The organism is Amycolatopsis speibonae (genome assembly GCF_042647925.1).
Classification (GTDB): domain Bacteria; phylum Actinomycetota; class Actinomycetes; order Mycobacteriales; family Pseudonocardiaceae; genus Amycolatopsis; species Amycolatopsis speibonae.
Genome location: NZ_JBHRWK010000007.1, coordinates 132,558 through 157,209, shown reverse-complemented (window position 1 = coordinate 157,209; position 24,652 = coordinate 132,558). Strand labels below are relative to the sequence as shown.

Here is a 24,652-nt window from a genome sequence, read left to right as displayed (position 1 = left end):
CGCGTCCTCTTCGAGATCCAACACACCTTGAAGTCGATCACGCGGTGGCCGTCCTCATACCCACGACACGCCGCCACATCACACACTGCTGCTGCCGTATTAGGCACCCGGCGGTCGCGGGTGCGGTCCAAAACCACGAGTTTGCGGCTAGCCTCGTCGAGGCTGACCTGAAGTCCTTGGACTTCTCCCATCCAGTCATTCATCCGGGCCTCCTCGATGCGGTCGCGTAGATTGGCGATGATCACCAGCAGCCGGGGCCATGCCCGCGGGTCGAGGCGCAGGCTTGGACAGCGGATACAGGCGTGCTCGTGCTTGCAGCGCCGTCGGCGATCCGGGACGCCGCCAAAGCCTTGGGCTACAGCCAGGGGCAGCAGGACGCCTACGGCAAGATCGTCAACCGCTGGGCCGACGTGAAAACGACCAGCGACGAGGCCGCGGGGGAGATCCCCGCGGAGATTCTCGAGCTCGCCGACGCGATCGAGGACTTCCCTCGGCATCTGGGGATCCACTCGGGCGGGATGGTGATCTCGCAGGAGCCGGTGTCGGAGGTGGTGCCGGTCGAGTGGGCCCGCATGCCCGGCCGCAGCGTGCTGCAGTGGGACAAGGACAACTGTGCCGCCGCCGGATTGGTGAAGTTCGACCTGCTCGCGTTAAAGTGTCTCTATCTGGTCACCCGGAGTCTGGACCCGACCGGCACCGGGCAAGCCCGGTGGACGATGCGCGGGAAACCCGCACTGAACGCTTTCTCGATCACCTTCAGTGACCGCCGGCCGGGCCCGGAAACACCGTTCGCGTTACAGTCCACTAAACCCGGGGCTTGACAGCCAGTCGCACTGGTTGTACGCGAACACCGGCTGGGGCGGCTTCTGGAAGCCGGTGTACACCGGCTGCATCTGGATCACCCAGGACAGCCCTTCGCCCGGTGGGACACGCCGAATCATCGACAGCCACTGGCGGGAACCGTACGACCACCAGGCCGCTACCCGAAGGGAGCCAGCGCGGTGGCGAGTTCCTCCGGTATCGGGGCGGGCCGAACGCCGCTTTCGGTACGCCGCATGCAGGCGACGGTCTGGCTGCCCTGCGCGGCCAGCACCGGGCCACGCCGGAACACGAAGTCCATCACGATCCGGTTCCCCGATGTCGCGTGCAGGCTCATGACGATGTCGACTTCGTCCAGCGCGAAACACTCCGCGTAGAAGTCCATCCGGCATGACACGGTGACCAGCGCGACGTCGCCGCCTTTGAGAGCGGCGAGCACGCCGGGCGCACGTTCGGCGAGGAAGTGTTCCCGGCAGTGTCCCTGCCAGTGCAGGTAATGCGCGAAATAGACGTTGCCGACGAGGTTGGTCTCGTCGAGCGTGACGACATGCCGGTGCCGGTAGCCGCGGCCCGGGCTGGTCATCGGCCGGTCACCGCCACCGCGAACACACCGGATTCGAGCACCTGGATCCTGGTCACCAGCACCGGTTCCTCCCCCACGTGCGCGACGGCCGCGCCGTCCTCGGCCACCTGGTCCACCCGCAGCGGCCCCGGCCCGGTGGCCGCCTCGCGGGCGGCACGCACCATTGCCCTGGTCGTGCTGATCGGCTCGCCCGTCTTGTCGGCGAGCGTCCCGGCGGCGGCCTCGTCCTCGGCCTCCAGCGGGCCGGTGTGCGCTTCGAGTGGCAACGCGGCCCAGCCGTCACCGGTCAGCGATGGTCCCGTTTCCAGTTCGGCGCGGTCGGCGAAGCCGCTTTCGATCAGCCGCCTGGACAGCCACGGGCCGATCAGGCGCGCGGGTATGCCCTCCGGCCAGTCGACCGGGCCGAGCGCACGCAGCCGCAGTCCTTCCCATCGGGACACCGGCGTGCCGTCCGGCCCGAGCAGGTTCACGTCGAACGTGAAACCGTCGCCGTCGTGGGCGCGCTCGGTGGCGACCACGCGCAGCGGGCCGTCCGGCGGCGCGCTCCAGATCGTCACCCTGTCCACGCCGACCGGCAGTGCACGCCGGTGCGGCACGCAGGCCAGTAGCACGTGCAGGCACGCGTCGTGCGCGGCGGGGTCGCCGAGCAGCAACTGTCCACTGTGGAACTGGGAGAACCAGGGTCCCGGCTCGCGAGTACGGAGCCAGGCGTCCACGCGGAACGCGGTCAGCAACTCATATCCGGCAACCCTGCGGAACCGTCCACTGTGGAAGAAAAGGCTGCCGTACCACGGATGCGCCGATGTCTCGCTCGGCGGTCTCGCAGGACTCCACGGCCGAGGTGGTTCCGGCGCACGGCGGGCCACCGCGGTGAACCGGTCCGCGCCGAAGCCGTCCGAGTCGTCGCGGAGCACGACCTCCACCCGGTCGCGGCAGGCCAGCGCGGCCACCTGGACGGTCCGCCCGGCGCGCTCGTCCACCGTGACCGGGGCGGCGAACTCCACATTGGACAGTGCGAGCGGCAGCGAAGGCCCGCCTGTCAGCGATACCGCCTGCGCCATCGCCTCCAGGCCGATCACGGCGGGCAGCACCGCCGTTCGTTCGACGCGGTGCTCGTCGAGGTACGGGTCGGAGCCCAGTGCGAGCTTCGCCTCGATCACCGCTTCCACACCGTCGATCCGCACTGCCGTGCGCTCTGCGAACCGGAGGGAGGACGTGCCCGCGTTGTCCATCGGAAGCGCGGGGCTGTCCGGGAACCGCGAAGTGAGCAGGACGGTGACCGGGGCGCCGGCGTCGGCGAGCAGGTCCATCAGCGCGGCGACGCCGAGCTCCGGCTCGATGGGCTCGACACCTCGCGCCCGCAGGCCGGGAAGCGCGTCCATGCGGACGCCCATCCCCGTACCGGACCACACCGACCATTCCAGCGCGTGGGTGCGCGCGCCGGGGTGCGTCGACGCCCAGCGCTCCAGCTCGACCCGCAGCCAGTCGTTCGCGACGCAGTACGCCGACTCACCGGCGAGGCCCTGCCTGCCGATCACCGAGCCGAAGCCGAGCACCAGCCGCACCTTGTCCCCCACAGCGTCCAGCAGCGTCCGCAGACCGTCCACTTTGGGCCTCAGCGCCTTGCCGAGGGCGTCCGCGGTGACCTCGCCGAGCAGACTCGGCTCGTTCACCCCCGCGCCGTGCAAGAGGCCGCGGATCTGCCCGAACTCGGCCACGAGCGCACGCACCGCCGTCTCGTCCGCGACGTCGCATTCGCGATAATGCGCCTTCACCGGCAACTCGCGCAGCTCGTCCGCCACCGAGTCCCCTGCCGAACGCCCGGCGAACACCAGCGTGCAACCGGTCCGCTCGGCCAGCGCGGCGGCGGCGACCGCGGTGATCCCGCGCACCCCGCCGGTCACCAGGCACACGTCGTCCTCGCCCAGTGGCGGGCCGTCGCCGTCGCCGAGGTCGAGCAGCGCCGTTTCGGGCCGCTCGAATCCGCCGCCGGGCAACTGGCGAAGCTCCAGATACCGCCGCCCGGCCGGACAGGCAAGCGTCGCTGAGTCCACTGTGGAGGAACCGGGGCGCAGGTCCGCGACAACCACCGTGCCCGATTCCAGCTCGGCGACCACGCTCCGGCCGATCGCCGCCGCCGCCGGATGTCCGTTGTGGACGATGACGAGCCGGTCCGGACGTTCGGCGGCGGCGCGGCGCAGGACCGCGGCCAGTTCGCCGGGTCCGTCGTGCCCGGCCAACGTGACCACGGTGGCCGCTGGGCCGGTCGCCGGGACACACGGCACCCAATGGTGCGTGTACGCGCGCACCCAGGCACGCACCGGGGTGACTGGGGCCGAGGGCTCGCTTCCCCCGGTGTCCGGCAGGCCCGCGAGTATTTCGGCCACGTCGTCCACAGTGGCTTCGGCGAGCATGGGCGGGATGGCGGGCGGCCGTTTGCCGAGGCCGCCCGCGACCGCGCTGACCACCTGGATCACCTGCAGTGAGTTCAGGTGCAGATCGCCGAGCAGGGTGCTCGACGCGGTGATCGAACTCGGAGGCAGTTCCAGCGTGTGTGCCAGATGCGTGACCAGCGCCGCCCGCGGCCCGTCCTCCGGCGTGGCGGGCGCGTCTGTCGGCGCCTGCGCACGAGGGGCGGGCACGTCCGACGAGCCACTACCGAGTTCGCAGGGGTTGGCGACGAATCGCGCCTCGGCGTCGAGGGGCAGTGTGCGGAAGGCACGCCCGGCGAACCACGGATGGATGTCGGCCGCCGCGGCGGCGGCCAGCACGGCCGTGGCGAACGCGTGCTGCCGGGGATCTCCCCCGCAGTCCATGGCGACCGCAGGCGTCGACGGGCAATTGGCCGCTGCGAGACCGGTGAGCAGCGCCCCCGGCCCGGTTTCGACCAGCAGATCGCACCGCGCGGCGAGTGCCCGGACCGCGGTGCCGAACAGCACCGGCCTGGTGAGCTGGCCGGTCAGCAGGTCACGCGGGTCGTCACCGGCCAGCGGTTCGCCGGTGACCGTGGAGAGCACCGTGTGGCCCGTTTGGACAGTGGTGATCTCGAACCGCTCCAGCGCCCGGCGCAACGGTTCGACGACGGGTGCCATCGCGGGACTGTGGAAGCCGTGCGACACCGGCAGTCTCCGTGCGGCGATGCCCGCGCCGAGCGCCCGTTCAAGCATGAGTTCGAGGTCGGCGTGGCGTCCCGAGACCACGACCTGCTCGGGAGCGTTGTGGCCGGCAGACACCGCATCGGTTCCGTCGAGGAGCGCGGGTAACCGATCCAGGGACACGGCCAAGCTGACCATGCCCGTCCCGGGTTCGCCGTACTCGGCCATCACCCGGCCTCGTTCGGTGGCGAGCGCCTGCGCCGCCCGCGCGCTCAGCGCGCCGCCCCAATGCAGCGCGGTGATCTCGCCGAGGCTGTGACCGGTGGCCGCGACCGCCACCGTGCCCAGTTCGCCCAGCCAGGCCAGCCCAGCCAGTGACTGCCGCATGATCGCGGGCTGGGCCAGTGCGGTGCCCTCCGCCTCGCCTTGCACGTCGCCGAGTACTGGCACGCCGAGCCGCGCGGCCCAGCCGGGCAGTTCGGGGCGCACCGGCGCGGCCTGGCCGGGGAACAGCAGACCGACCCGCGCCGGACGGCCGGACCCAAGCACGTAGCCACGCTGCCGGTCGAGTAGCAGTCCGCCGTCCCAGCCGTCGCAAGCGGTGGCGGCGCGGGCCGCGGCGGACGCGAGTTCCGCCGGATCGGCGGCGACCAGCGCGGCGCGGAACGGCACCGCGCCGTCCGCTTCCCGCCACGCCGTGCCCGCGAGGTCGCCCAGTTCGGCGTCGCTCAGGTCGCTCGCGGTCTCCCCGAGCCCGCGCAACCGCGCGGCGAGCGACGGCGCCGTGCGCGCGGAGAGGAAGACGATATCGACCGGCCAGGCGCGCGCCGACCAGCGTCGGAAAGCGGCGGGGACCGCGGGGGCGGGTGCTTCGCCAGCGCCCTCGATCACCAGGTGCGCGTTGATCCCGCCGAATCCCATCGAGGAGATCCCCGCCCTCGGGACTCGGTCCGGCCACGGCTCCGGTTCGTCGAGCAGGCGCAGCGGGACGCCGTCCCGGCGCAGCAGCTCGTGCGGTTCGCGGCAGCCGGTGACCGGCGGTATGACGCGATGGTGGACGGCCAGCGCCGCCTTCAGCAGTCCGGCCACTCCTGCCGCCGCCTTGGTGTGCCCGATGTTGGCCTTGATGGTGCCGAGCGCCGCCGGGCTCGCGCCGTTCCCCCGCACCTCGGCCAGTGCCTCGAGTTCGGTGCGGTCACCGACCGCCGCGCCCGTGCCGTGACCTTCCACCATGCCGGCGGCCGAAGGATCCAGCCCGGCCGTGTGGTAGGCGCGGGCGAGCGCCAGTACCTGACCCGCGCGCGCCGGGCGGCTCAGCCCGCCAGCTCCGTCCGAAGAGGACGCCCAGCCTACGATGCGCGCGTAGTCGCGCAGGCCCGCGCGTTCGGCGTCGTCCGCGCGCATCAGCGCGACCACGCCGCAGCCCTCGCCGGGGAGGAACCCCGTCGGCCGCGCGTCGTAGACCCGCATCTCGTCGGTGGCCAGCGCGCCCAGCCTGGAGAAACCCACCAGCTCCATCGGGTCGAGCGACATGTCCACCCCGCCGGCGAGCATGAAGTCGTGCTCGCCGCAGGCCAGTGCCCGGCAGGCGGTCATCACCGCAAGCAGGCTGGACGCGCACGCACCGTCCACTGTGTACCCCGTGCCGTGGAGATCGAACTGATTGCAGATCCGCCCGGCTATGGTGTTCGCCAGCGCGCCGGTGAGGGTTTCGTCGCCCGGGACCTCGAACGGGTCCTTGACCAGCCGTTCCATCCGCTCCAATACACCGCCCGCCCATTCGGCCGACGCACCCGACGCGCGCATCGCGGCCGCGGCGGCCTCGGCGACGAACGGCCAGCGCAGCCGCAGCGTCGCGGCTCTGCTGAACTCTCCGGTGAGCGAATTCCCCAGTACCACGCCGACTTTGTCGCGGTCGAGGCCATCACCGAGCGGGAAACCGGCGTCCACCAGCGCTTCGGCGGCGGTCTCCAGCGCCAGCCAGTGGGCGTGGTCGGCGGCCCGGTGCAGTGGTCCCGGGATGCTGAACCGCTCACGGTCGAACTCCCAGTCGCGCAATACGCCGGCACGGGTCGCGCAGGCGAGGTCCGGATCGGCGGGCCCGCCGCGGTACGCCTGGCCCAGCCTGATCTCCGGGATCCGCCGGAACGCGCGCCGCCGGCCGAGCACGTTCTGCCAGAGCTGTGCCGGCGACGTCGCGTCCGGGTACCGGCAGGCCAGCCCGACGATGGCGATCGGCTCAGCCCTCACCGCGCACTCCCCTGCACGGGCAATGCCACGCCGCGCGCCCGCATCCGGCAGGCGAGCAGCACCAGCGCGCGCAGGAGACAGGTGATCACCAGCGCGAAGAACAGGCCGAACACCACGCCGGAGAGCACCAGCACGCCGTAGACCAGTGCGTTGGCCAGCCCGAAAACGACCTGGTTGAGCGGTTTCACCGGGCTGGTGGCCGGGTCGGTGATCATGTAGTTGGTGTAGAGCACGAACGCCACCCCGGTGATCGGCAGCAACGCGCCCACCAGCGCGTGGTCGAACAGCAGCCAGCGCAGGACCGCCTGTGCGACGAACCCGCCGGCCCAGCCGAGGATGAGCGGGATCTTGTGCGTCAGCCCGGCGTTCAGCATCGTGCCGAGCATCAGGATGCCAGCCGGGATCAGCCAGTCGAGGGCCCCGGTGAGGTTGTTCGTGAAATGGTACGGCGGAGCGATCCCGACCCACGGGAACAGCAGCAAGGTCAGCACGATGCCGGCGTTCGACGGGTTGAGGTAGTGCCGCTTCCGGCCGCGCAGCCGCAGCCGGAACAGGTACTTCGTGGAGTTCGCGACCACTACCGCGAAGAGGTACGGCCAGGCGGAAGCGTTGCCGTACAACAACATCGCGCAGGCCAGCGCGGTGATGTGCGGCGGCAGCAGGAAGGTCACGACGGCTCCGGCGCCGCCCGCGTACTCCGGCCGCCGCCGGTGCGCCCAGCTGTCGAGACGTTCCAGCAGCAGCGCGATGGCGTAACTGGTCAGCACGGCGAGCACCGGGGTGATCGGGGACTGCTCGAAGCCGAGCACCCAGTGCCCGGCGACGGTCAGCACCGTGATCGAGGCGGCGAACCGGCGCAGCGCCGTCACCCTGGTGTCCGCGGCCTTCTGTCGCGGTTTCACCACTTCCTGGACCTCGGGAAGCGTTCCGGCCCTGTTCGCGGTTCTGGTCATCGCACGACCGCCGTTCCATCTTCGCGGAGTTCAACCGTCTGATGGCCTGGCCGCGGCCGCACCTCCGCGTGATGCGTGCCCGCGCCGTCATGCCAAGTGATCGTCGCGACCGCCGAGCCGTCACCGGGGAGCGCGAGATGCACTTCGCTCGCGGAAACGCCGGCGTGCCCGTTGGCCGGGTACAGCTGGGCCTTCTCGGCACGCTGTGACGAGCGCAGTTCGACCTGCGCGCCGATCGCGGCGATCTCACCGGCCCCGGCGCCGCGGCGCACCAGATTCAGGTCCGCGGCCTTGCCGGTGCTCTTCGAAACGTTCCGCAGGAGCACCGAATCCTCCCACTGGTTCGCGACCAGCGCGTCGAGCTTCCCGTCGCCGTCGACGTCCCCGAACGCGAGTCCCCGTGAGATCCACGGGTCGCCGATGCCGAGATCCGGGGCCAGGTCGGCATAGCGCCCCTCTGGCGTACGCACCAGGAAGGGGTTGTGCTGGTGCCCCGACAAGTCGTCCCCGGGGACGAAGTCCGGCCACGCCTGTGTGTACCGGAGCAGCTGGTCGTTGCCCATCGCGAGTTCCTGCAGTTCGGGCCAGCGGTCCCGGTCGCCCTTGACGAAACCGGTCGCCTGCATCAGCTGATCGGTGCCCGAGTTGTCGAAGTCACCGGCCTTGATGTCCCACGCCCAGCCTGTCCGCGCGAAGCCGAGTCGCTCACTGCGTTCGTCGTAGGGCACCTTGCCCTTGAGCAGATCCGCGCCGGTGCCGGTCGGGACGAACGCGAAGTTGCTTTCGTGCAGCGCGTACGGCGTGGTGATGTTGCTGACCGCGATCATGGGCAGGCCTTCACCGGACGGGTAGGTGAAGGTGACCCCCATGCCCTTGAAGGAGTCGTGGCCGAGCACTTCCGAGCGCGGGGTGATCGGATCCCGGGTGCCGGTGACCTCCCTCAGCCGGACCCTGCCCGGCTGGGAGGTGTTGACCAGCAGCTGGTCCGGGCCGAAGTCGTTGGCCACGTACAGATCCGGACGGCCGGAGCCGGTGAGGTCCTGCATGCCGATGGCCAGCGTCCAAGAGGTCGCGGAGTCTTCCGGCCACGCGCTGCTTTCGTCGGTGAACCGCGGTGGGGCACCGCGGGCACCGGTCGGTTGTGACAGGAACAGCCGGTTGACGCCGCCGTTGCGCGCCTTGCCCATGGAGTCCTGCATCTGCATGCGGTCGCCGCCGGACGGGTCGAGCACCTTGGTCCCGTCCGGGAAGTAGTTGCCGACCAGGACGTCCAGGTGACCGTCGCCGTCCACGTCGCCGACGTTGAGCGCGGTCGAGTTCCACACCTGCATGGGCGAGACCAGTTCGCTCGCGCGGAACACCGGCTGCTGACCCCGCCCGGCCTGGTTCAGGAAGAGGACGGGCGACCGACCCCAGTAGTAGACGAGGAAGTCCATGGCACCGTCCTCGTCGAGGTCCGCGGGCACGCAGCCCATCGGCGCCATCGTCGCGTCGTAACGCAGCCCATCGGGGGTCAGCGTGAACCGCGAATACGACGGGCCGCCGGAGCCGGGCACCGGGAAGACGGCCACCGAGTCGTCACGCGGGTCGACGAGGCAGGCGTCGCCGGGGCGGCCGAGCCCGCGCAGATCGGTGAGCGCGACCGCGGCGCCCACCGCGGAGATCCAGGACCGGATGTGGGTCAGCTCCGGCAGCACTGGCCGCTCGCGTTTGGCGTGCGGTGGCGCCGAGTTCAGGGTGACCTTCTCGAAGCCGAAACCGTGTGCCAGCGTCGCGGCCTCGGCCGCGCCGACGGTGGGCCGGATGGTGAACAGTCCCGCGGCGGCGCATAGCGCGAGTGCCACCATGACGGGGACCGCCTTGCGCGCGAAGTCCGACATCGGTGCATCGCCCCCTTCGATCGATTTCGATTTGCCGTGTCAGCTTCGGCGCCGGGTCACCGCGATGCCGCGCAACCTCGCCTTCCACTCGGTATAGGCGGCCAGTTCCGGGTTCTCGGTCAGCCCGGCGGCGGCCTCGTCCGTCCACGCCGCCGCGGTGCCCGGATCGACCGCGAACAGGTGCTTGCACGCCAGTTCCGTTTGTTCGGGCACGATCCTGGCCCGGAATCGGGCGGCGATGGCGAACAGCGCGCCCTGCTCGAAGTGACTCCGGTCTGCTCCGCTCGCTTCGGCCAGCCGGGTGAGCCCCGGCTCGTCCGAGCACCCGGCGTAGCACGCGGCCAGCCCGATGCCCGCCCACAGCTGCGGGCGGGCGGGCGCGGGCATCGTCTCGATGGTCCGGACGACACCGCCGACGTCCGCCGATTCGGCGAACCACAGTGCGCGGCCGCTTCCTGCCACGCGCGCCGCCCAGTGCTCCGACGGCCGCTTGCCGCAGCGGCGCCGCGATGCGGCCTTGCCGCCGAAGAAGGTCTCCGCGAACCCCGCGCCGTCGAGCGCGAGCCAGCGAAGCAGCGGGGTGGCGGGAACCGATGGCGGCAACCGCAGCAGCGCGCGTCCCCAGCCGTACCCGACGTGGATCAGGTGGACGTAGCCGTCACCCTCGCCGTCGAGCAGCGCACGCAGCGCACCCGCCCGTCCCAGGGTGACCGAATCGCATACTGCGGCGTGCATCGCGGCGCCCTCGTAGGCGAAGCCCCTTTCCTCGTCAGGGATCCGGGCGAGCTCGGCGTGCGGGGCACGCCAGTGCCCCACCGCCAGGTTGAATCCGTTCAGAAAGGACCGGGCATGCGTTTCGAGCGCGTGGCGGGCGTCCCGCCGATCGGTTCGGAAGCCTCGCTTGCCGAAGTCCGCCAGCCCCATCGGCAGCCGGACGATCCGGGTGGCCCTCTCCGAATAAATGCGCACGACAGCGGCCCCCTGTCAGCAGAAACAATGCGATAGGCAAAAGTGATCCGACCCCATTATCTGTCAACTATTTCTAACAGCGACCGCCGACCCGCGTCAAGAGTCCTACTCAGCGAAGCCACGAATCACGTTGCCGTGTAACGGCTTTCGAGAGAACACGTGAGGACGCCCGGCGGCCTCACACACCGCCGGGCACACCATTGCGTACACAGTGGACAGAGTATTTCGATAACCCATTTCCGAAAAGTATTCGTCACGGAGTGACCGGCTGCACCATCTCCCACTGATTGCCGTCGGGGTCACTGAAATACGCGATCGGGCCCGGTGGCGACTGCACGCAGTCGGTGACCTTGACCCCCGCCGCGCGGAGGGCGGCGACCGTGCCAGCGCAGTCATCGGTGGTGATGCCCAGACCTCGCGAAGATCCGGCGGGCATGGTGTCCCACCAGGTCGCCAGCACGACAGTGGTCCCTCCGCCCGGCGGGGAAAGCTGCAGCCATCGACCAGGCCGCCCTGGCGGGTTCGGCTGGTCCGCGATCACCTGGAAACCCAGCTTGCCCACATAGAAATCCTTGCCGGCGTCCTGATTCGACACCGGGATCGAAATGTTCGCGATCGCTTTGACGCCCGGCGCGGCCACACGCGGGACGCCGTCCGCCGGAGTGACCAGAAGCCCTGCCACAGCAAGGGAGGCCGCCGCGGTCGCGAAGCCTCTGGTCCCGCAAAACCTCATTCGACCGTCTCTCCTTCCACCGCTACCTACTACGGACAGTCACCCACCGTAACCGTGTTGCGGTAGCGGGGTTTTCTCCGAGCTTGCCCAAGCCGGGCAAGGAAAAACGCAAACTGCGAGAAGGCGCCGGTGATCGACGGCGCCTACTTTCAACGGCAGCACCCAGGGAGGCGCCCGATGAGCGAGGCCAGACTGCGGTCCGACCCCGCACCGTTGCTGCGGCTGGTCGAAGGAATGCACGCGGTGGAGATGGTGATCGCCGCGGTGGGCTGGTTAGAGCTGTTCGACCGGCTGTCCGCCGAACCACTCGCCCCGGACGCGCTGGGGCTGGAACTCGGCATCGCGGACCGCCCCGCCGACGTGCTCGTCACATTGTGCCAGGCGTTGGGACTACTCGATATCGGCACGGATGGCCTGCTCCGCCCGTCGGAGACGGCGACCGAGTTCCTGACCACGGCGTCACCGTGGAGCATGGTGCCCTGTTACGCCGCGCTCAAGGAACGCCCGCCGTGCCGCGACCTGCTCGCCGTGCTGCGCACCGGGCGGCCGGCCGGCGGGCCGCCCGGCGACGAAGGTGACCGGCCCGACTGGTTCACCAGTATGGGCGAAGAAGACTTCGCCCACGTGTTCCTCCAGGCGACCGACAGCCGCAGCGCCGGGCTCGCCCGGCTTTTCGCCGACCGCCTGCGACCGGGCGCCAAGATCCGGCTTCTGGACGTCGCCGGCGGCTCGGGGTTGTTCAGTTGCGCGCTCGCCGAACGGATCCCCGATCTCACCGCGACCGTCCTCGAACAGGAGCCGGTCGCCGGAATCGCGAAGCGCTCGGTGGCCGCGCGGGGCCTTGGCGACCGGGTCACCGTGCACACCGGCGACATGTTCGGCGGCCCGCTGCCGCTCGGCTACGACGCGCATCTGCTTTCCAACGTCGTCCACGACTGGCCACCGGCGAAGATCGTGGACATCTTCGCCGCTTGTCACCGCGCCTTGCCGCCCGGCGGCACCCTCCATGTGCACGAAGCATTCCTCGACGACGACAAGGCCGGGCCGCTGTCCGTGGCCGAATATTCGGTGCTGCTGCTGATGTTCACCGAAGGCCACTGCTACTCGAAGCGGGAAATCACCGACCTGCTCGTCGCGGCGGGCTTCGCCGGGTTCGAGTACCTGCCGACCACGGCAGGCCGCGGAATCCTCTCCGCCCGCCGTGTGTCCTGAGCCGGTTCAGCCGCGACGCCCCCACGCCCTGATGAAGGCCGGTGGGAAGTCGATGAACGACGGGTCGGCGAGCTTCGCCTGCACGGCGTCGAGTTCGACGGCCGTGATCTCCCCGGTGTCCACCAGTAGATCGAAGATCTGGCCGAACGTCAGGCGCAGCAACTCTGCCTCGACGTCGCCACCGCGCATCATCCGCAGCCGGCACTCCATACCAACGTCGAGCAGCCCTGCCCGCTGCAACGGGACCGGGAAGCCACGGGACCAGTCCGGGTCGAACCCGATCCGGCGCATCATCACCGACGAGGCAGCGGACGCCTTGCGCAGCAGGGGATCCGGCGAACTGTCCAAAGTGAACCCGGAGGGGTCCTCCAGCAACAGCCATCCGCCGGGACGGAGCCAGCCCGCCATCTTCACCAGTTGCCCGTGCCGGTCACAGATGTGACTCAGCACCGCGCGAGCGTGCACGAGGTCGAAGGTGCCTTCGGCGAAGGTCTCCTCCTCCGCGTCGTGGCGGCGGATCTCGAGGTTGGGGTACCCGACGCCGTCGAGCAGGCTGACGTCGAGGTCGGTGGCCACCACATGGCCATCCGGACAGCGCCCAGCCAGCCAGTAGGCGATCGACCCGGCACCGGCACCGATCTCGAGGCAGTTCCAGTCATCCGACGGTTCGAACGACTCTATTCGCGCTTTCGTATGCGGATCCTGTTCGGTTTCGACCAGTCCGAGCCGGTCGCGCTCGGCACTGTTCTCGTGGTCGAACAAGTCGGCCCGCCGGGTTCCGCCTTCGATTTCCGTCATGCGCGCACCCCATTCCGACCTGCCCCATGTTATCGCGCCGCTAACGAAAAAATGGCAGGACGAACCGGGATCACCCCATCTGCGCAACCCGCCGGCCGGGCCGCGTACCGGATGTGACCTGTTTCCGTACCGGTGTATCGTCGGTTCGCGTCCGGCTTGCGAAAGCACCACCTCACAATGGAGAAATGATGATCTCCCACATCTCAACCGTCGGAATCAACGTCCGCGACCCGGACGCCGCTCTCGACTTCTACACCGGGAAACTCGGTTTCGAAGTACGCAAGAAGGTCGACACGCCGAATTTCAAGTGGTACGAGATCGCGCCGCCGAACGCGGAATCGACACTGGTACTGGTCACCGAAGGCTACGGCGTCTTCGACGCCGATCGCATCGGCAAGTACACCGGCGTTTCGTTCCGCACCGAAAGCATCCACGACCTCTTCACCACCTACACCGAACGCGGTGTCCACTTCACCTGCGAGCCGACCCTCGAGTCCTACGGCCAGTGGTTCGCCTCCTTCGCCGACCAGGACGGCAACGAGTTCTTCGTGTTCCAGCCCGAGGACGAATAGCCACCTCCCGTTGCCCGGCGCCTGTGCCCGCTCTCCAGCGCGGACACAGGCGCCGCGTCGTTTCCGCGTCCACCCATTGGCGGAATCGCCCTTGTCGCCCGGAGCGCGACCGGTATACACTCCACGATAGATGCATCCACAGCGGATTCATCTTTCACCCGGGGAGGAGTGAGACATGGAGTCGTCCTTTCCCGCGATGACCCCGGCGATCTTCGTCCTGCTGCTCGCCCTGTCCGACGGCCCGCGGCACGGATACGGCCTGGCACAGGACGTCTCCGAGATGACCGAGGACGGTATGCGCATCGGCGCGGGCACGCTGTACCGCTCGTTGCAGCGCATGCAGGTCGAGGGGCTCGTCGAGCAACTCGACGAGGAGCCGGACATCTCCGACGATGGACGAGCCGACCGCCGCCGGAGCTACCGGCTCACCGAAGCGGGCCACAAGGCGGCCTCGACGGAGGCGCGGCGGCTATCCCAGCTCGTCGAAGCGGCCCGCAGACACGGATTCCTCGACGACGACACCACTCACGAAAGGAAGGGGGCGTGATGAACAAAGCAGTACCACAGGAATTCAGCCCCATCACGGCACATCTGGTCGTACCCAGCGCCGACGAAGCCATCGAGTTCTACCGCAAGGCGTTCGACGCCAACGAACTTCGCCGCGAGACCGGTCCGGACGGCCGGATCTGGATCTGCGAGCTCCTGATCAACCGGACCAGGGTGCTGCTGCACGAAGAGTTCCCGGACATGGGCCTGCAGGCGCCGGTGAAACTGGGCGGCGTCTCGGTCCAGCTGCACATGTACGTCCCGAACGCGGACGCGTCCTACGCCAAGGCCATCGAGGCGGGTGCCACCTCGGTGATGGAGCCGATGGACGCGTTCTGGGGCGAGCGGTACAGCCAGGTGCAGGACCCCGCCGGGCACCGGTGGGTTCTCGCGACACAGCTCGAAGACCTCTCGCCGGACCAGCTGCACGAGCGGGCGAAGGAGTACAAGTCCGAGCACGCCGGGATGAGCCAGCCTGCCAAGGTCACCAAGGAAGCCGCCTTCAAGGCCGACTGACCCGTTTCCGCCGCGCGTGGCTCTACCCCCAGAGAGCCTCGCGGGCGAGCGGCATCTGAGACGTCGGCGGCTCCGGCGAGCAAACGGCCGGAGCCGCCGACGACGCTGTGCTCACGGAACAGTTGTCCGGCACCGGAAGGGAAGCCATGGCCACGGATTTCGTCAAGAAACGTTGGCAGGCGCTCGTCGTCCTCTCGATCGTCCAGCTGGTGCTGGTGATCGACGACGGCCTCGTCAACGTCGCGGTGCCGTCGGTACAACGCGATCTCGGCTTCAGCCAGGCGGGCCTCGCCTGGGTGAACAGCAGCTACGTGCTCGTGTTCGGCGGGCTCCTGCTGGTAGGCGGCAGGCTGGGCGACCTCTACGGCCGCCGCCGCGTCTTCCACGGCGGAGTGATCCTGTTCGGGCTCGCGTCGCTCGCCTGCGGCCTGTCGCAGGAAGCGTGGCAGCTGATCGCCGCCCGCGCGGTGCAGGGGGTCGGCGCCGCGCTGATCTCACCCGCCGCGCTGGCCCTGATCACCATGGCGTTCACCGACGGCAAGGAACGCGGAAAGGCGTTCGCCTTCTGGGGCATCACCGCCGGCGTCGGCGGGCTGCTCGGCGTCATCCTCGGCGGCGTGCTCACCGATCTGGTGTCCTGGCGGCTGGTGTTCCTGATCAACGTCCCGTTCGCGCTGATCGTCGCGGTGTTCACGCCGTACCTGGTCGCCGAATCGCGCGACGAGAAAGCGAACAGGCCCGACCTGCCCGGCTCCATCGCCGGGACGGCGGGAATCGCGCTGTTGATCTACGGGTTGCTCCAGCTGAGCGATCCGGGCGCGAACAAGCTGCTCTTGCCGAGTTTCGCCGTCTCGGCGATCCTGCTCGGCACCTTCGTCGCCATCCAGCTAAAAGGCCGGAACCCTTTGGTACCCAAGGGTTTCATGCGCCACCGAGTGCGGACCACCGCGTTCGTGACCATGCTGCTGATGTCCGGCGCGATCATGGCCCAGTTCTTCGGGCTCTCCCTCTACCTGCAACAGGTCCTCGGGTTCTCACCGCTGACCACCGGGCTCGCGCTGGCACCGCAGGCCGTTATCTCGTTCCTGTTCTTCCCGCTGGCCGGCCCGTTGATCAACTGGCTCGGGCTGCGGATCGCGCTGCCTGCCGGGCTGGCGATCATGGCGGTCGGATTCTTCCTGCTGTCCGACATCTCCACCGACAGTTCGTATTGGACAGCCGTGCTGCCCAGCCTGGCGATCATGGCCGCGGGCGGGCCACTGTCGTTCACCGCGATCACCACGGCGGCGATGGGAGACGCCGGTGACGAAGCGGGGCTCGCCTCCGGCGTGGTCGACGCCGCGCAGGAGGTCGGTATCGCCATCGGGCTCGCCATGTTCGTCACGTTGAGCGCCTCCACCGCGGGGAAGGCCGGGCGACCGGATCCGGTTTCGGAGGCTTCCGGGCTGGGGACCGCGTTCCTGGTCGGCGCCATCGTGCTCGTGGTGATCGCGGTCGGTTCGTTCGTCGGGATCGGAAAGACCGACTTGCAGGTGGCGCCCATGGGCGGGCCGCCGCCAGGGGAAGTCGAGGACGCCCCGGCCAACTGAGTTCGATCGACGGAGTGTCTCTTGGGTCGCCAGTGGAGTGTGGACGTCGCCGTGAAGACCTCCTTCCCGGCCTTGCACCACTCTTGCATCGCTAGCTATCCAAAAAGGACAGCGCTCACACAGCGACGAATTGCCACCAGACCTAAAGATCTCGACTTTGCCGGGCCCCCTGCCCTGAACGTAGGAAAGGGGGGCCTTCACTCGCGCAAGAATGAGGCCAGAAGGTACTTAAGTGACTTCAGGGGCGTCGTGTCGTGGCGCTGGGGCCAAGGCGACCGCCTCGGTGACCCAGCCGGTCACCCGGGTTCGTAGCTAGGGCGAAGGCGTGACTCGCGTGCTCAAGCACCGCACTCACGTGATTGAAGGCGGAACTCACGTGATTGGACGGCGAACTCATGTGATCAGGCGGCGAACACGCGAGTTCGGCGTCTGATCACGCGAGATCGACCATCACACCCGAATACGACACATTTGACTTACCCCTCAACAAGTTCCTGGCATTGACCTCACGGCAGGGAAGGAGGCCTTCACGGCCCGAGACCGGTGGACGCACACGCCACCACAGTCACACCGGCCGCGCGAAAATCCCCTTCGTTCACCATTCGACGGGCAAGCGTGCGAGTCCCCACAGGAACGGATGCGGCGCGTACTCCGGCTCGAAATCCTCGCACAGCCGCAAAGTGGGCAGCCGGGCGAGCAGTACTTCGATCGCGACCCGGAGTTGCATCCGCGCCAGCCTGGCACCGATGCAGAAATGCGGTCCCCAGCCGAACCCGAGATGTCTGCCGACCACGGAACGGCCGGGATCGAACTCGTCCGCCCCGTCCACGTCCGGCAGATCCCGGTTGGCCGAAGCGAAGGAAACCATGACCTGGGCACCGGCCGGCAGGACGGCGCCGCCGATCTCGGTCTCCTTCGTCGTCGTCCTCGGCAGGCCCAGCACCGGATTCGCGAAGCGCGCCCCCTCCTCGACGACGGCTTGTATCCGGGCCCGGTCTTCGAGCATCCGCTCCCATTCAGCTCGGTCGCCGAGCACCACACGCAGCACCCCGGTCAGCGTGTTGGTGGTGGTTTCGTGCCCGGCCGCGAGGAGCCCCATCAGCTGCCAGATCAGCTCGTCATCGGCGAGTGCCTCCTCGCCGGGGGCGGCCAGCGCGCTCACCAGATCCTCGCACGGGGACGCCCGGCGCGCGGCGATCAGTTCCGCGTAGTAGCGCTGGTAGTCCACCACTTGCCGGACGCACTCGATCAACGCCTCGTCCGGAACACCCGGCGTGTAAAGACCGCCCCACGCCGCGAACCATTTCTCCAGCTGGGCGTGATCCGCGCGCGGCACCCCGATCAGGTCGAGAATCACCGTGCGCGGCAACGGATGCGTGTACGCGGCACGGAGGTCGGCGAGGCCTTCCGGCTCGACCAGGTCCACAAGCGACTCCGCGGCGAGGCGGACTTGCGCCTCGGTCGCCGCGATGCGCTCCGCGGTGAAGCCCTCGGCGAACCGGCTGCGGATCCTCGTGTGCACCGGTGGATCCGTGCTGAAGAGCTGAGCCGCCGGCGGATAGCCCTCCCGCTCCAGCAGAGCGAGGGCCTCCTCCGGCCAGTGGGCCATCGGGCCGATCTTGTGCTCGGACGAGAACGTCTCGTGGTCACCGAGCACGCGCATCACGTCCTCGTACCGCGTCACGATCCAGAATTTCATGAAATCGTTGTGACACACCGGTTCCTTCTCCCGCGCCTGCGCGAAGAAGGCGTGCGGATCCGCGAGGAAGACCGGATCGAACGGGTTGAATCCGTTGCCGGTGTTCATTCGGGCTTCGGCCACATCGTCGACCAGCCTCCTGGCGACTCGCCGGTACCCACCAGCAGGTCGGGGATCTTCGACACGTCGTAGACGCCCCAGTGCTCGGCGATCTTGCCGTCCCGGAACCGGAACGCGTCCATCCCGCCGATCGCGAACCGTTTGCCGGTCGCCTTCATACCCATGAACTCGCCGGTGTGCTCGAACTTCAGCAGGATCGCCTGGAACAGCACGTCGCCGTCGTAGGACGAGGCCACCACCTCGATCTCGTGCGCCTTGAGCGCGGCCTTCGCCGAACTGAACCGCTTCGCGAATCCCGCCACTCCGCCCGGATCGTCATCGGGAGCGAAGTGGTCGACGACGTCGTCGTGCACGAACTCACGAACGTCGTCCAGCGAACCGGGCACGAACACCCGCCTGCGGAATTCGGCGACGTGATTGGTGTAGCGCTCCTTTTCGGCGCTGATGTCGACAGAAGTCATCCGCCATCCCTCCTAGGTTTCTCCGCCGCCGGACCAGGTGACCGGCAGTTCGGCGACACAACGGAACATCGGGGTCGGTGGGAAGAACTTCGCCTCCCAGCCCGGCCGCAGCCGCAGGCCTGGCAAGCGGTCGAGCAGCGCGTTGACACCGACTCGCAGCGTGCCCCTGGCGAAGTGCGCGCCCACGCAGGTGTGCACCCCGCGGCCGATGGCGACGTGGCGGCCGCACGGGCCCTCTCCCCCTCGGCGCAGGTCGTAGTGGTCGGGTTCGGGGAACGCGCTCGGGTCGCGGTTCGCCGCGCTGTACCCGACGACGATGTACGTGCCGGCCTCCAGCATGACGCCACCGAGTTCGACGTCCCGGGAGGTCCGCCGCGGCATCCACAGCACCGGCCCTTCCAGCCGCAGGCCCTCCTCGACGGCTGCGGGAATCGACTCACGGTGCTCACGCAGCGCGTCCCAGCGGTCGGGATCGCTCAGCAGCAGGTGGAGCACGTTGCCCAGCGCCTCGGCCGCGGTGCCCTGCCCGGCGCCGATGAGCACCACCAGGCCCCACACCGTTTCCGCCATGTCCCGCTGGTGTTCCGGGGCCGCGGTGGCCAGCACACTGAACACGTCGTCACGCGGCGCGGTCCGCCGCAGGTCGATCGCCGCCTCGAGATAACGTTGGTAGGCAACGAGTTCCTTCGCCGCCGTGCCCTCCTCCTCCGGCGGGTTGCCGGGAATCGCCAAGCGGAGGTAGTTCTCGTTCCATGCGGCGATCCTGTCGTGGTCTTCGGTGGGCGCGCCCAGCAGGTCGAACATCGCTGTCTTGTTGTAGGGCAAGCAGAATTCGCGGAAGAGGTCGGTTTCGCCGTCGGCGGCGAAACCGTCGATCAGGTCATCGGCGATGGCGCGGAGCCTCGGCTCCCGCGAAACCACCCGTTCCGCCGACATCGCGCGCTGGATCAGCCGCCGTTTCTTCGCATGCTCCGGCGGGTCGGTGTTGAACGACGTCGGCGTCAGCGGGTAGCCGGATTCGAGTTCCTTCCGCACCGCGGGCGGCGGAGGCGGGCCGGTCTTCGCCTCCGAGGTGAACACCGTCGGATTCTCGAGCACCTCCACGATCTGCTGGTAGCCCGTGACCACGTAGACCGGTCCTTCGGGGTCGCCCGGCTGGGTGAACATCCAGGCCGCCGAGCCGAGCGGGCTGCGGTAGACGAGCGCCCGTTCCCGCATCCAGGCGTAGTACGGGTAAGGGTTCGCCAGCACCGCGGTGTCGTAGGGACTGAAATCGGCGAACGCTTCGGTCGACATCTTCGGTTCCCTCTCGTCACCAGCGCACGGGCATTTCCGAGACCACCCGGAACATCGGAGCCGACGCCAGGTAGCTCACCTCGAACCCGTCCGACAGCCGCAGACCCGGCAACCGGTCGAGCAGCACTTCGACACCGACGCGCAGGGCGGCCCTGGCCCACAACGCGCCGAAGCAGTAGTGCACACCCCGTCCGGTCGCCAGGTGCCTGCCGTGTTTGCCCGCGCCACCGCGGCGCAGGTCGAACTTCTCCGGTTCCGGGAACGCCTCGGGATCGCGGTTGGCGGCGGCGAACGCGCACACCACCGTCACGTCCTTGGGCAGGGTTTCACCGCCCAATTCGACTTCTTCGGTGGTGTTGCGGGAAAGCCAGTGCACCGGCCCGTCGAACCGAAGTCCTTCTTCGACCGCCGATGCCACCAGCGCGCGGTCTGCGACGAGTTCGGCCCACCGGTCCGGTTCGGACAGCAGCAGGTACAGCAGGTTGGCCAACGCCTCGATGGTGTTGCCGTACCCGGCGCCGATCATGTCCATCAGGCCCCAGCCCATCTCAGCCGTGCTGATCGGGCAGTCCGGGTCCTTTCTGGCCTCGGCGAGCAGGCCGAGCAGGTCATTGCGCGGCTCGCGCTGCCGTTCGGCGATCGCCCCCTCGAAGTACCGCTGGTAGTCGACGAGCTCACGGCAGGCGTGCCGCAGTTCGAGGTCGCTGCTACCCGGGATGCAGACCTCCTTGAAGGCCTCGTTCCCTTGCGCGATCTTCTCGTGGTCCTGCCTCGGCACGCCGATGTGCTCGAACAGCGACGCCTTCACGAACGGCGTGCAGAACCGGTCGATGAGCTCGGCGTGTCCTCCGGCGGCGAACCCCTCGACGAGTTCTCCCGCCACCGCCCGGATTTCGTGCTCGCGCGCGGCGACGCGTTCGGCGGACATCGCCCGCTGGAGCAGCCGCCTGCGCCTGGTGTGCTCGGGTGGGTCCATGCTGTAGAGCGTCGGCATGACCGGATGGCCACCGGCCGCCGCGATCTCCTCATGGATCACCGGCGAGGGATCGGGCCCGGTCTTGAACGCGGACGTGAACCGCTCCGAATCCTCCAGCACGGCGGATAGCTCGTCGTAGCCGATCGCGACATAGATCGGCTTCTCCTCTTCGCCGGGCAGGGTGTAACCCCAATACCCGGAGCCGAAGGAGCTCCGGAACATCGGCGACCGCGCGCGCATCCGCTCGTAACAAGGATAAGGATCCTGCAGGACGGCCGGATCGTACGGGTTGTACTCGTTCGCCATGTCCGCGCCCCGTCCGTCGGCACCAGGTCATGGTCACCGTAAGCCGGGGCCCGGAAAGCGAACTTCTCGCGCCTTGCTGTCGACGCGTCAGGAGTTCGCTTCGTAGCCGCGTTCCAGCAACGTGCGGAGTTCGTCGTCCACGTCGTCGACGGAGTGCAGTGCCACCCGTACGTTCCCCTGCGACAGGCTCTTCGCGGAAAGCAGCCTGCCGCCGGGCTTCTCCCCCGGCAGCTTCAGGCCGAGATCCACTCGGGTCTTGGTGGTGGGTTTGATGATGCCGAACGTACGCCGCGGCGCGACGAGCGAAACGAAGGTCTTACGCGCCTGCACGATCACCTCGCCTGTCGCGAGCGCCTCGTCGATCACAGCGTCGCACACCGGACGCAGGTCCGGGCGGTCCGCGTACTGGGCGTCGATCAGCTCGAGCGGATCGGTGAGCATGAAGTCGGGGTAGCCGTATCGCTCGTAGACGAGCAGATCCTGCGCGTACCCGGTGACACCGTTCTTCGACAGCCACGATCGCAACTCGCCCTCGGTGGCGGCACCCGACCGGGTGACCTTGCCGTTCCAGGCTGCCTTGTCTTCCCCGGTGCGTTCGGCCAGCAGCCGCGCGGCCTTCTCCATCATCGGCTGCCAGCCGAGCACCCGGCGATCGCCCTCGTCCGTCACGTGAATCCCCGTCCTTCCAGTCGGTTTCAGCTGGCCACCCGGCCAAGGACATCCCGCAGGTACGGCCCGGTGACGCTGTCCTCGTGCGCCGCCACCTCGGCCGGGGAGCCCGCGACGACGAGCCGCCCACCGGCTTCGCCGCCGCCCGGGCCCAGTTCCAGCACCCAGTCGGCACTCGCGATGACGGCGAGGTCGTGCTCAACGACCACCACCGTGTCGCCCCGCGTGGCCAGCCCCCTGATCACCCCGAGCAGGCGCCGGATGTCCTCGGGGTGCAGCCCGGTGGTCGGTTCGTCCAGGACGTAGAGCGTCTTCCCCTTGCCCCGGCCCGACAATTCGGTCGCGAGTTTCACCCGCTGCGCCTCACCACCCGACAAGGTGGGCGCCGGCTGGCCCAAGGTCACATATCCGAGGCCGACGTCTTCGAGCGCCCGCAGCGGGCGGGTGACCACTTCAGTTCCCTCGAAGAATTCCAGGGCGGCGGAAACCGGCAGTTCGAGCACTTCGGCGATGGTCAGGCCGTGATAGCGGACTTCGAGGGTCTCGGCGTTGTACCGGGTGCCGTGGCATTCGTCGCACGGGACGAACACGTCGGGCAGGAAACGCATGTCGATCTGCATCGTCCCGTCGCCGCCGCAGATTTCACAGCGGCCGCCCGTGGTGTTGAACGAGAAGCGGCCCGCCCCGAAACCCCGTGCCTTCGCTTCGTCCGTCGCCGAGAAAAGCGTGCGGATCCCGTCGAAGGCCCCGGTGTATGTGGCCGGATTCGAGCGCGGAGTCCGGCCGATCGGCGCCTGGTCCACCCGGACAGCCCTGTCGACGTGTTCCAGCCCGTCGATCGCCCGGTGCGCGCCGGGGACCACCGGCTCGTCCTGCACCGCCCGCGCCACCGCGCGGTAGAGCACCTGGTCGGCCAGCGTGGACTTGCCCGAACCGGAGACACCGGCGATCGCGCTCACCCGCCCGGCCGGGAACACGGCGTCGACGCCGTCGAGATTGTGCTCGGTCGCACCGCGCACGACCAGCCGTGGACCGTCCGGCGCGGCGGCGTCCGCGCCCGGCACGACCGCGGATCGGCGACCGGACAGATGAGCGCCGGTCACGGACTCCTCGTCGGCGAGCAGCCCGTCCAGCGGCCCGCTGTAAAGGACCTGCCCGCCGTGGCGGCCGGCGCCGGGCCCGAGGTCGACCACCCAGTCCGCGGCACGTGTCACCTGGTCGTTGTGCTCCACCACGAGCAGGCTGTTGCCCTGGTCGCGCAGCTTGACGAGGCTGCCGAGCAGGCGATCGACATCCGCCGGGTGCAGCCCGGCCGTCGGCTCGTCGAGCACGTACAGCAGGCCGAACAGCCCTGTGCCCAGCTGCTGGGCCAGCCGCAGGCGCTGTGCCTCGCCACCGGAGAGAGTCGGCGCGGCGCGATCCAGGGTCAGGTGCTCGAGCCCCACCTCGACCAGGTGCTCCAGCCGGGTGACGATCTCCTCGACCGGCTGAGCGGCGACCGCGCGGTGTGCCCCGGCGAGTTCCAGGCCGCGGAAGAACTCCAGGCAGTCGTGGACGGACCGCAGGCACAGGTCGCCGATGCCGGTGCCGTGCCTGCCACCGATCCGCACCCCGCGCTGCGCGGGGTTGAGCCGGGTGCCGTCGCAGTCCGGGCACGGCCGCCGCCGCAGGTAGGCCGCCGCCCTGCTCTTCCTGCCGCCTGCCGGGCCGGCCTGGTGCTGACGCTCCAGCCAGGGGAACACACCGTGGAACAGCTGCTTGCGGGTCTTCGGGCCGCTCGCGTTCCCGGCGAGCGGGGCCACCGGTTCCTTGGGGCCGTTGAGGAACGCCTCGCGCACCCGCGACGGCAACGCGCGCCAAGGCGTTCCGGGATCGACGCCGAGCCGGTCCGCCATCGCGAGCGCGAGCGCGAACTCCTCCTTGGCCGAAGGCGGCCGCCACGGCGCGAGCGCGTGCCCGGCCAGCGACAGGCCGGGGTCCGGCACCACCAGATCGGCGTCGGCAACCAGCCGCGACCCGATGCCCTGGCAGCGCGGGCACGCGCCGTGGGGCAGGTTGAACGAGAACGCGCGCGGGGTCAGTTCGGCCACCGGCCCGGCATGGCCTTCGCCGCAGCGCCAGCCTTCGCGCCCGTGCCGCAGCGCCTCCCCGCATTCGGTGCAATGCGGGGTGCCGGTCCTCGCGTAGAGCACCCGCAGCAGGTCGTACACGTCGGTCGCGGTCGCGACGGTCGAGCGCGGGTTGGTCGACGCGGTCCGCTGGTCGAGCGCTATCGCCGAGCAGAGCCCTTCGAAGGAACCGACTTCCGGGCGGTCCGGCTCGCCGAGGAACTGTCGTGCAAAAGCGGACATCGACTGCACCTGCAATCGCTGACATTCGGCGTAGATCGTGTCGAAGGCGAGCGTGGATTTGCCGGAACCGGAAAGACCGGTCATCACCACGAGCGCGCGATGCGGAATCCGTACCGTCACGTCGGCGAGATTGTGTTCCTTGGCGCCGCGCACGACAAGCCATTCCGGCAAGGAGTGCCGCGCCGCCGGGATTGTCACGTCCGCGGATCCGACCATGATTTCCTCTCGTCAGATGAGCGCGCCCGGCCGGTGACAGTTT

At 69.2% G+C, this 24,652-nt stretch carries 19 protein-coding genes and 1 pseudogene; 6 read left to right on the top strand and 14 right to left on the bottom strand.

Annotation, left to right across the window (positions count from 1 at the left end; all coding sequences use genetic code 11):
• On the bottom strand, positions 1-245 hold a 245-nt coding region (locus ACFOSH_RS04040; protein ID WP_378237269.1), incomplete at its 3' end, for a hypothetical protein.
• Between the two features lie 57 nt (positions 246-302).
• On the opposite strand from ACFOSH_RS04040, the pseudogene ACFOSH_RS04035 reads away from it, so the two are divergent.
• Positions 303-638, top strand: a pseudogene (locus ACFOSH_RS04035) (error-prone DNA polymerase); the annotation flags it as partial.
• Between the two features lie 341 nt (positions 639-979).
• Here ACFOSH_RS04035 and ACFOSH_RS04030 read toward each other — a convergent pair.
• The 6 genes from ACFOSH_RS04030 to ACFOSH_RS04005 form a co-directional block, all read right to left on the bottom strand.
• Entirely contained in the window at positions 980-1,402 is a 423-nt protein-coding gene (locus tag ACFOSH_RS04030; RefSeq protein ID WP_378237268.1) for an acyl-CoA thioesterase, read from the bottom strand.
• Positions 1,399-6,747, bottom strand: a complete 5,349-nt coding sequence (locus tag ACFOSH_RS04025) for a polyketide synthase family protein (protein ID WP_378237267.1) — start codon at positions 6,745-6,747, stop codon at positions 1,399-1,401. The genes ACFOSH_RS04030 and ACFOSH_RS04025 overlap by 4 nt, the downstream gene beginning before the upstream one ends.
• A complete protein-coding gene (locus tag ACFOSH_RS04020) occupies positions 6,744-7,700 on the bottom strand; it encodes an enediyne biosynthesis protein UnbU (protein ID WP_378237266.1) in 957 nt (318 codons plus the stop codon). The genes ACFOSH_RS04025 and ACFOSH_RS04020 overlap by 4 nt, the downstream gene beginning before the upstream one ends.
• Complete coding sequence (locus ACFOSH_RS04015) at positions 7,697-9,580, bottom strand: CRTAC1 family protein (protein ID WP_378237265.1); 1,884 nt, start codon at positions 9,578-9,580, stop codon at positions 7,697-7,699. Before ACFOSH_RS04015 ends, ACFOSH_RS04020 begins: the two co-directional genes overlap by 4 nt.
• A 39-nt stretch (positions 9,581-9,619) precedes the next feature.
• Positions 9,620-10,549, bottom strand: a complete 930-nt coding sequence (locus ACFOSH_RS04010) for a DUF1702 family protein (protein ID WP_378237264.1) — start codon at positions 10,547-10,549, stop codon at positions 9,620-9,622.
• A gap of 253 nt (positions 10,550-10,802) precedes the next feature.
• Positions 10,803-11,231, bottom strand: a complete 429-nt coding sequence (locus ACFOSH_RS04005; RefSeq protein ID WP_378237263.1) for a VOC family protein — start codon at positions 11,229-11,231, stop codon at positions 10,803-10,805.
• Between the two features lie 228 nt (positions 11,232-11,459).
• Here ACFOSH_RS04005 and ACFOSH_RS04000 point away from each other — a divergent pair, with 228 nt between their 5' ends.
• Complete coding sequence (locus ACFOSH_RS04000) at positions 11,460-12,494, top strand: methyltransferase (protein WP_378237262.1); 1,035 nt, start codon at positions 11,460-11,462, stop codon at positions 12,492-12,494.
• 6 nt (positions 12,495-12,500) lie between these two features.
• Here ACFOSH_RS04000 and ACFOSH_RS03995 read toward each other — a convergent pair whose 3' ends face one another.
• Positions 12,501-13,292, bottom strand: coding sequence for a class I SAM-dependent methyltransferase (locus ACFOSH_RS03995; RefSeq protein WP_378237261.1), 792 nt, complete (start codon positions 13,290-13,292; stop codon positions 12,501-12,503).
• Between the two features lie 185 nt (positions 13,293-13,477).
• On the opposite strand from ACFOSH_RS03995, the gene ACFOSH_RS03990 reads away from it, so the two are divergent.
• The 4 genes from ACFOSH_RS03990 (at position 13,478) to ACFOSH_RS03975 (ending at position 16,515) form a co-directional block, all read left to right on the top strand.
• On the top strand, positions 13,478-13,864 hold the full coding sequence (locus ACFOSH_RS03990) for a VOC family protein (RefSeq protein WP_378237259.1): 387 nt from the start codon (positions 13,478-13,480) through the stop codon (positions 13,862-13,864).
• A gap of 175 nt (positions 13,865-14,039) precedes the next feature.
• On the top strand, positions 14,040-14,411 hold the full coding sequence (locus tag ACFOSH_RS03985) for a PadR family transcriptional regulator (protein WP_378237258.1): 372 nt from the start codon (positions 14,040-14,042) through the stop codon (positions 14,409-14,411).
• Positions 14,411-14,926: a VOC family protein gene (locus ACFOSH_RS03980; RefSeq protein ID WP_378237257.1), complete on the top strand. Its 516-nt coding sequence runs from the start codon at positions 14,411-14,413 to the stop codon at positions 14,924-14,926. Before ACFOSH_RS03985 ends, ACFOSH_RS03980 begins: the two co-directional genes overlap by 1 nt.
• Before the next feature lie 146 nt (positions 14,927-15,072).
• Positions 15,073-16,515 carry an MFS transporter gene (locus ACFOSH_RS03975; RefSeq protein ID WP_378237256.1) on the top strand — a complete coding sequence of 481 codons (1,443 nt, stop codon included), beginning with the start codon at positions 15,073-15,075 and terminating at the stop codon, positions 16,513-16,515.
• Positions 16,516-17,110: 595 nt separating this feature from the next.
• Here ACFOSH_RS03975 and ACFOSH_RS03970 read toward each other — a convergent pair.
• From ACFOSH_RS03970 to uvrA, 6 genes are all read right to left on the bottom strand, one after another.
• Positions 17,111-18,337: a cytochrome P450 gene (locus ACFOSH_RS03970; RefSeq protein WP_378237255.1), complete on the bottom strand. Its 1,227-nt coding sequence runs from the start codon at positions 18,335-18,337 to the stop codon at positions 17,111-17,113.
• Positions 18,319-18,795, bottom strand: a complete 477-nt coding sequence (locus ACFOSH_RS03965) for an ester cyclase (protein WP_378237254.1) — start codon at positions 18,793-18,795, stop codon at positions 18,319-18,321. The genes ACFOSH_RS03970 and ACFOSH_RS03965 overlap by 19 nt, the downstream gene beginning before the upstream one ends.
• Positions 18,796-18,807: 12 nt before the next feature.
• Positions 18,808-20,091 (bottom strand): cytochrome P450, encoded by a 1,284-nt coding sequence (locus tag ACFOSH_RS03960; RefSeq protein ID WP_378237253.1) that lies wholly within the window; start codon positions 20,089-20,091, stop codon positions 18,808-18,810.
• A 16-nt stretch (positions 20,092-20,107) separates the two neighbouring features.
• Positions 20,108-21,373, bottom strand: coding sequence for a cytochrome P450 (locus tag ACFOSH_RS03955; protein ID WP_378237252.1), 1,266 nt, complete (start codon positions 21,371-21,373; stop codon positions 20,108-20,110).
• 87 nt (positions 21,374-21,460) lie between these two features.
• Positions 21,461-22,042 carry a DUF5655 domain-containing protein gene (locus ACFOSH_RS03950; protein ID WP_378237251.1) on the bottom strand — a complete coding sequence of 194 codons (582 nt, stop codon included), beginning with the start codon at positions 22,040-22,042 and terminating at the stop codon, positions 21,461-21,463.
• Positions 22,043-22,068: 26 nt separating this feature from the next.
• Positions 22,069-24,609, bottom strand: a complete 2,541-nt coding sequence (gene uvrA / locus ACFOSH_RS03945) for an excinuclease ABC subunit UvrA (protein WP_378237250.1) — start codon at positions 24,607-24,609, stop codon at positions 22,069-22,071.
• Positions 24,610-24,652: the final 43 nt, after the last annotated feature.

Bases quoted from the DNA above. Each gene is read 5' to 3' on its own strand.
- ACFOSH_RS03960 (WP_378237253.1), bottom strand. From the start codon at position 20,091: ATGTCGACCGAAGCGTTCGCCGATTTCAGTCCCTACGACACCGCGGTG.
- ACFOSH_RS04020 (WP_378237266.1), bottom strand. From the start codon at position 7,700: ATGACCAGAACCGCGAACAGGGCCGGAACGCTTCCCGAGGTCCAGGAA.
- ACFOSH_RS04015 (WP_378237265.1), bottom strand. From the start codon at position 9,580: ATGTCGGACTTCGCGCGCAAGGCGGTCCCCGTCATGGTGGCACTCGCG.
- ACFOSH_RS03985 (WP_378237258.1), top strand. From the start codon at position 14,040: ATGGAGTCGTCCTTTCCCGCGATGACCCCGGCGATCTTCGTCCTGCTG.
- ACFOSH_RS03955 (WP_378237252.1), bottom strand. From the start codon at position 21,373: ATGGCGAACGAGTACAACCCGTACGATCCGGCCGTCCTGCAGGATCCT.
- ACFOSH_RS04000 (WP_378237262.1), top strand. From the start codon at position 11,460: ATGAGCGAGGCCAGACTGCGGTCCGACCCCGCACCGTTGCTGCGGCTG.
- ACFOSH_RS03995 (WP_378237261.1), bottom strand. From the start codon at position 13,292: ATGACGGAAATCGAAGGCGGAACCCGGCGGGCCGACTTGTTCGACCAC.
- ACFOSH_RS03990 (WP_378237259.1), top strand. From the start codon at position 13,478: ATGATGATCTCCCACATCTCAACCGTCGGAATCAACGTCCGCGACCCG.
- ACFOSH_RS03965 (WP_378237254.1), bottom strand. From the start codon at position 18,795: ATGACTTCTGTCGACATCAGCGCCGAAAAGGAGCGCTACACCAATCAC.
- ACFOSH_RS03980 (WP_378237257.1), top strand. From the start codon at position 14,411: ATGAACAAAGCAGTACCACAGGAATTCAGCCCCATCACGGCACATCTG.
- ACFOSH_RS04030 (WP_378237268.1), bottom strand. From the start codon at position 1,402: ATGACCAGCCCGGGCCGCGGCTACCGGCACCGGCATGTCGTCACGCTC.
- uvrA (WP_378237250.1), bottom strand. From the start codon at position 24,609: ATGGTCGGATCCGCGGACGTGACAATCCCGGCGGCGCGGCACTCCTTG.
- ACFOSH_RS03975 (WP_378237256.1), top strand. From the start codon at position 15,073: ATGGCCACGGATTTCGTCAAGAAACGTTGGCAGGCGCTCGTCGTCCTC.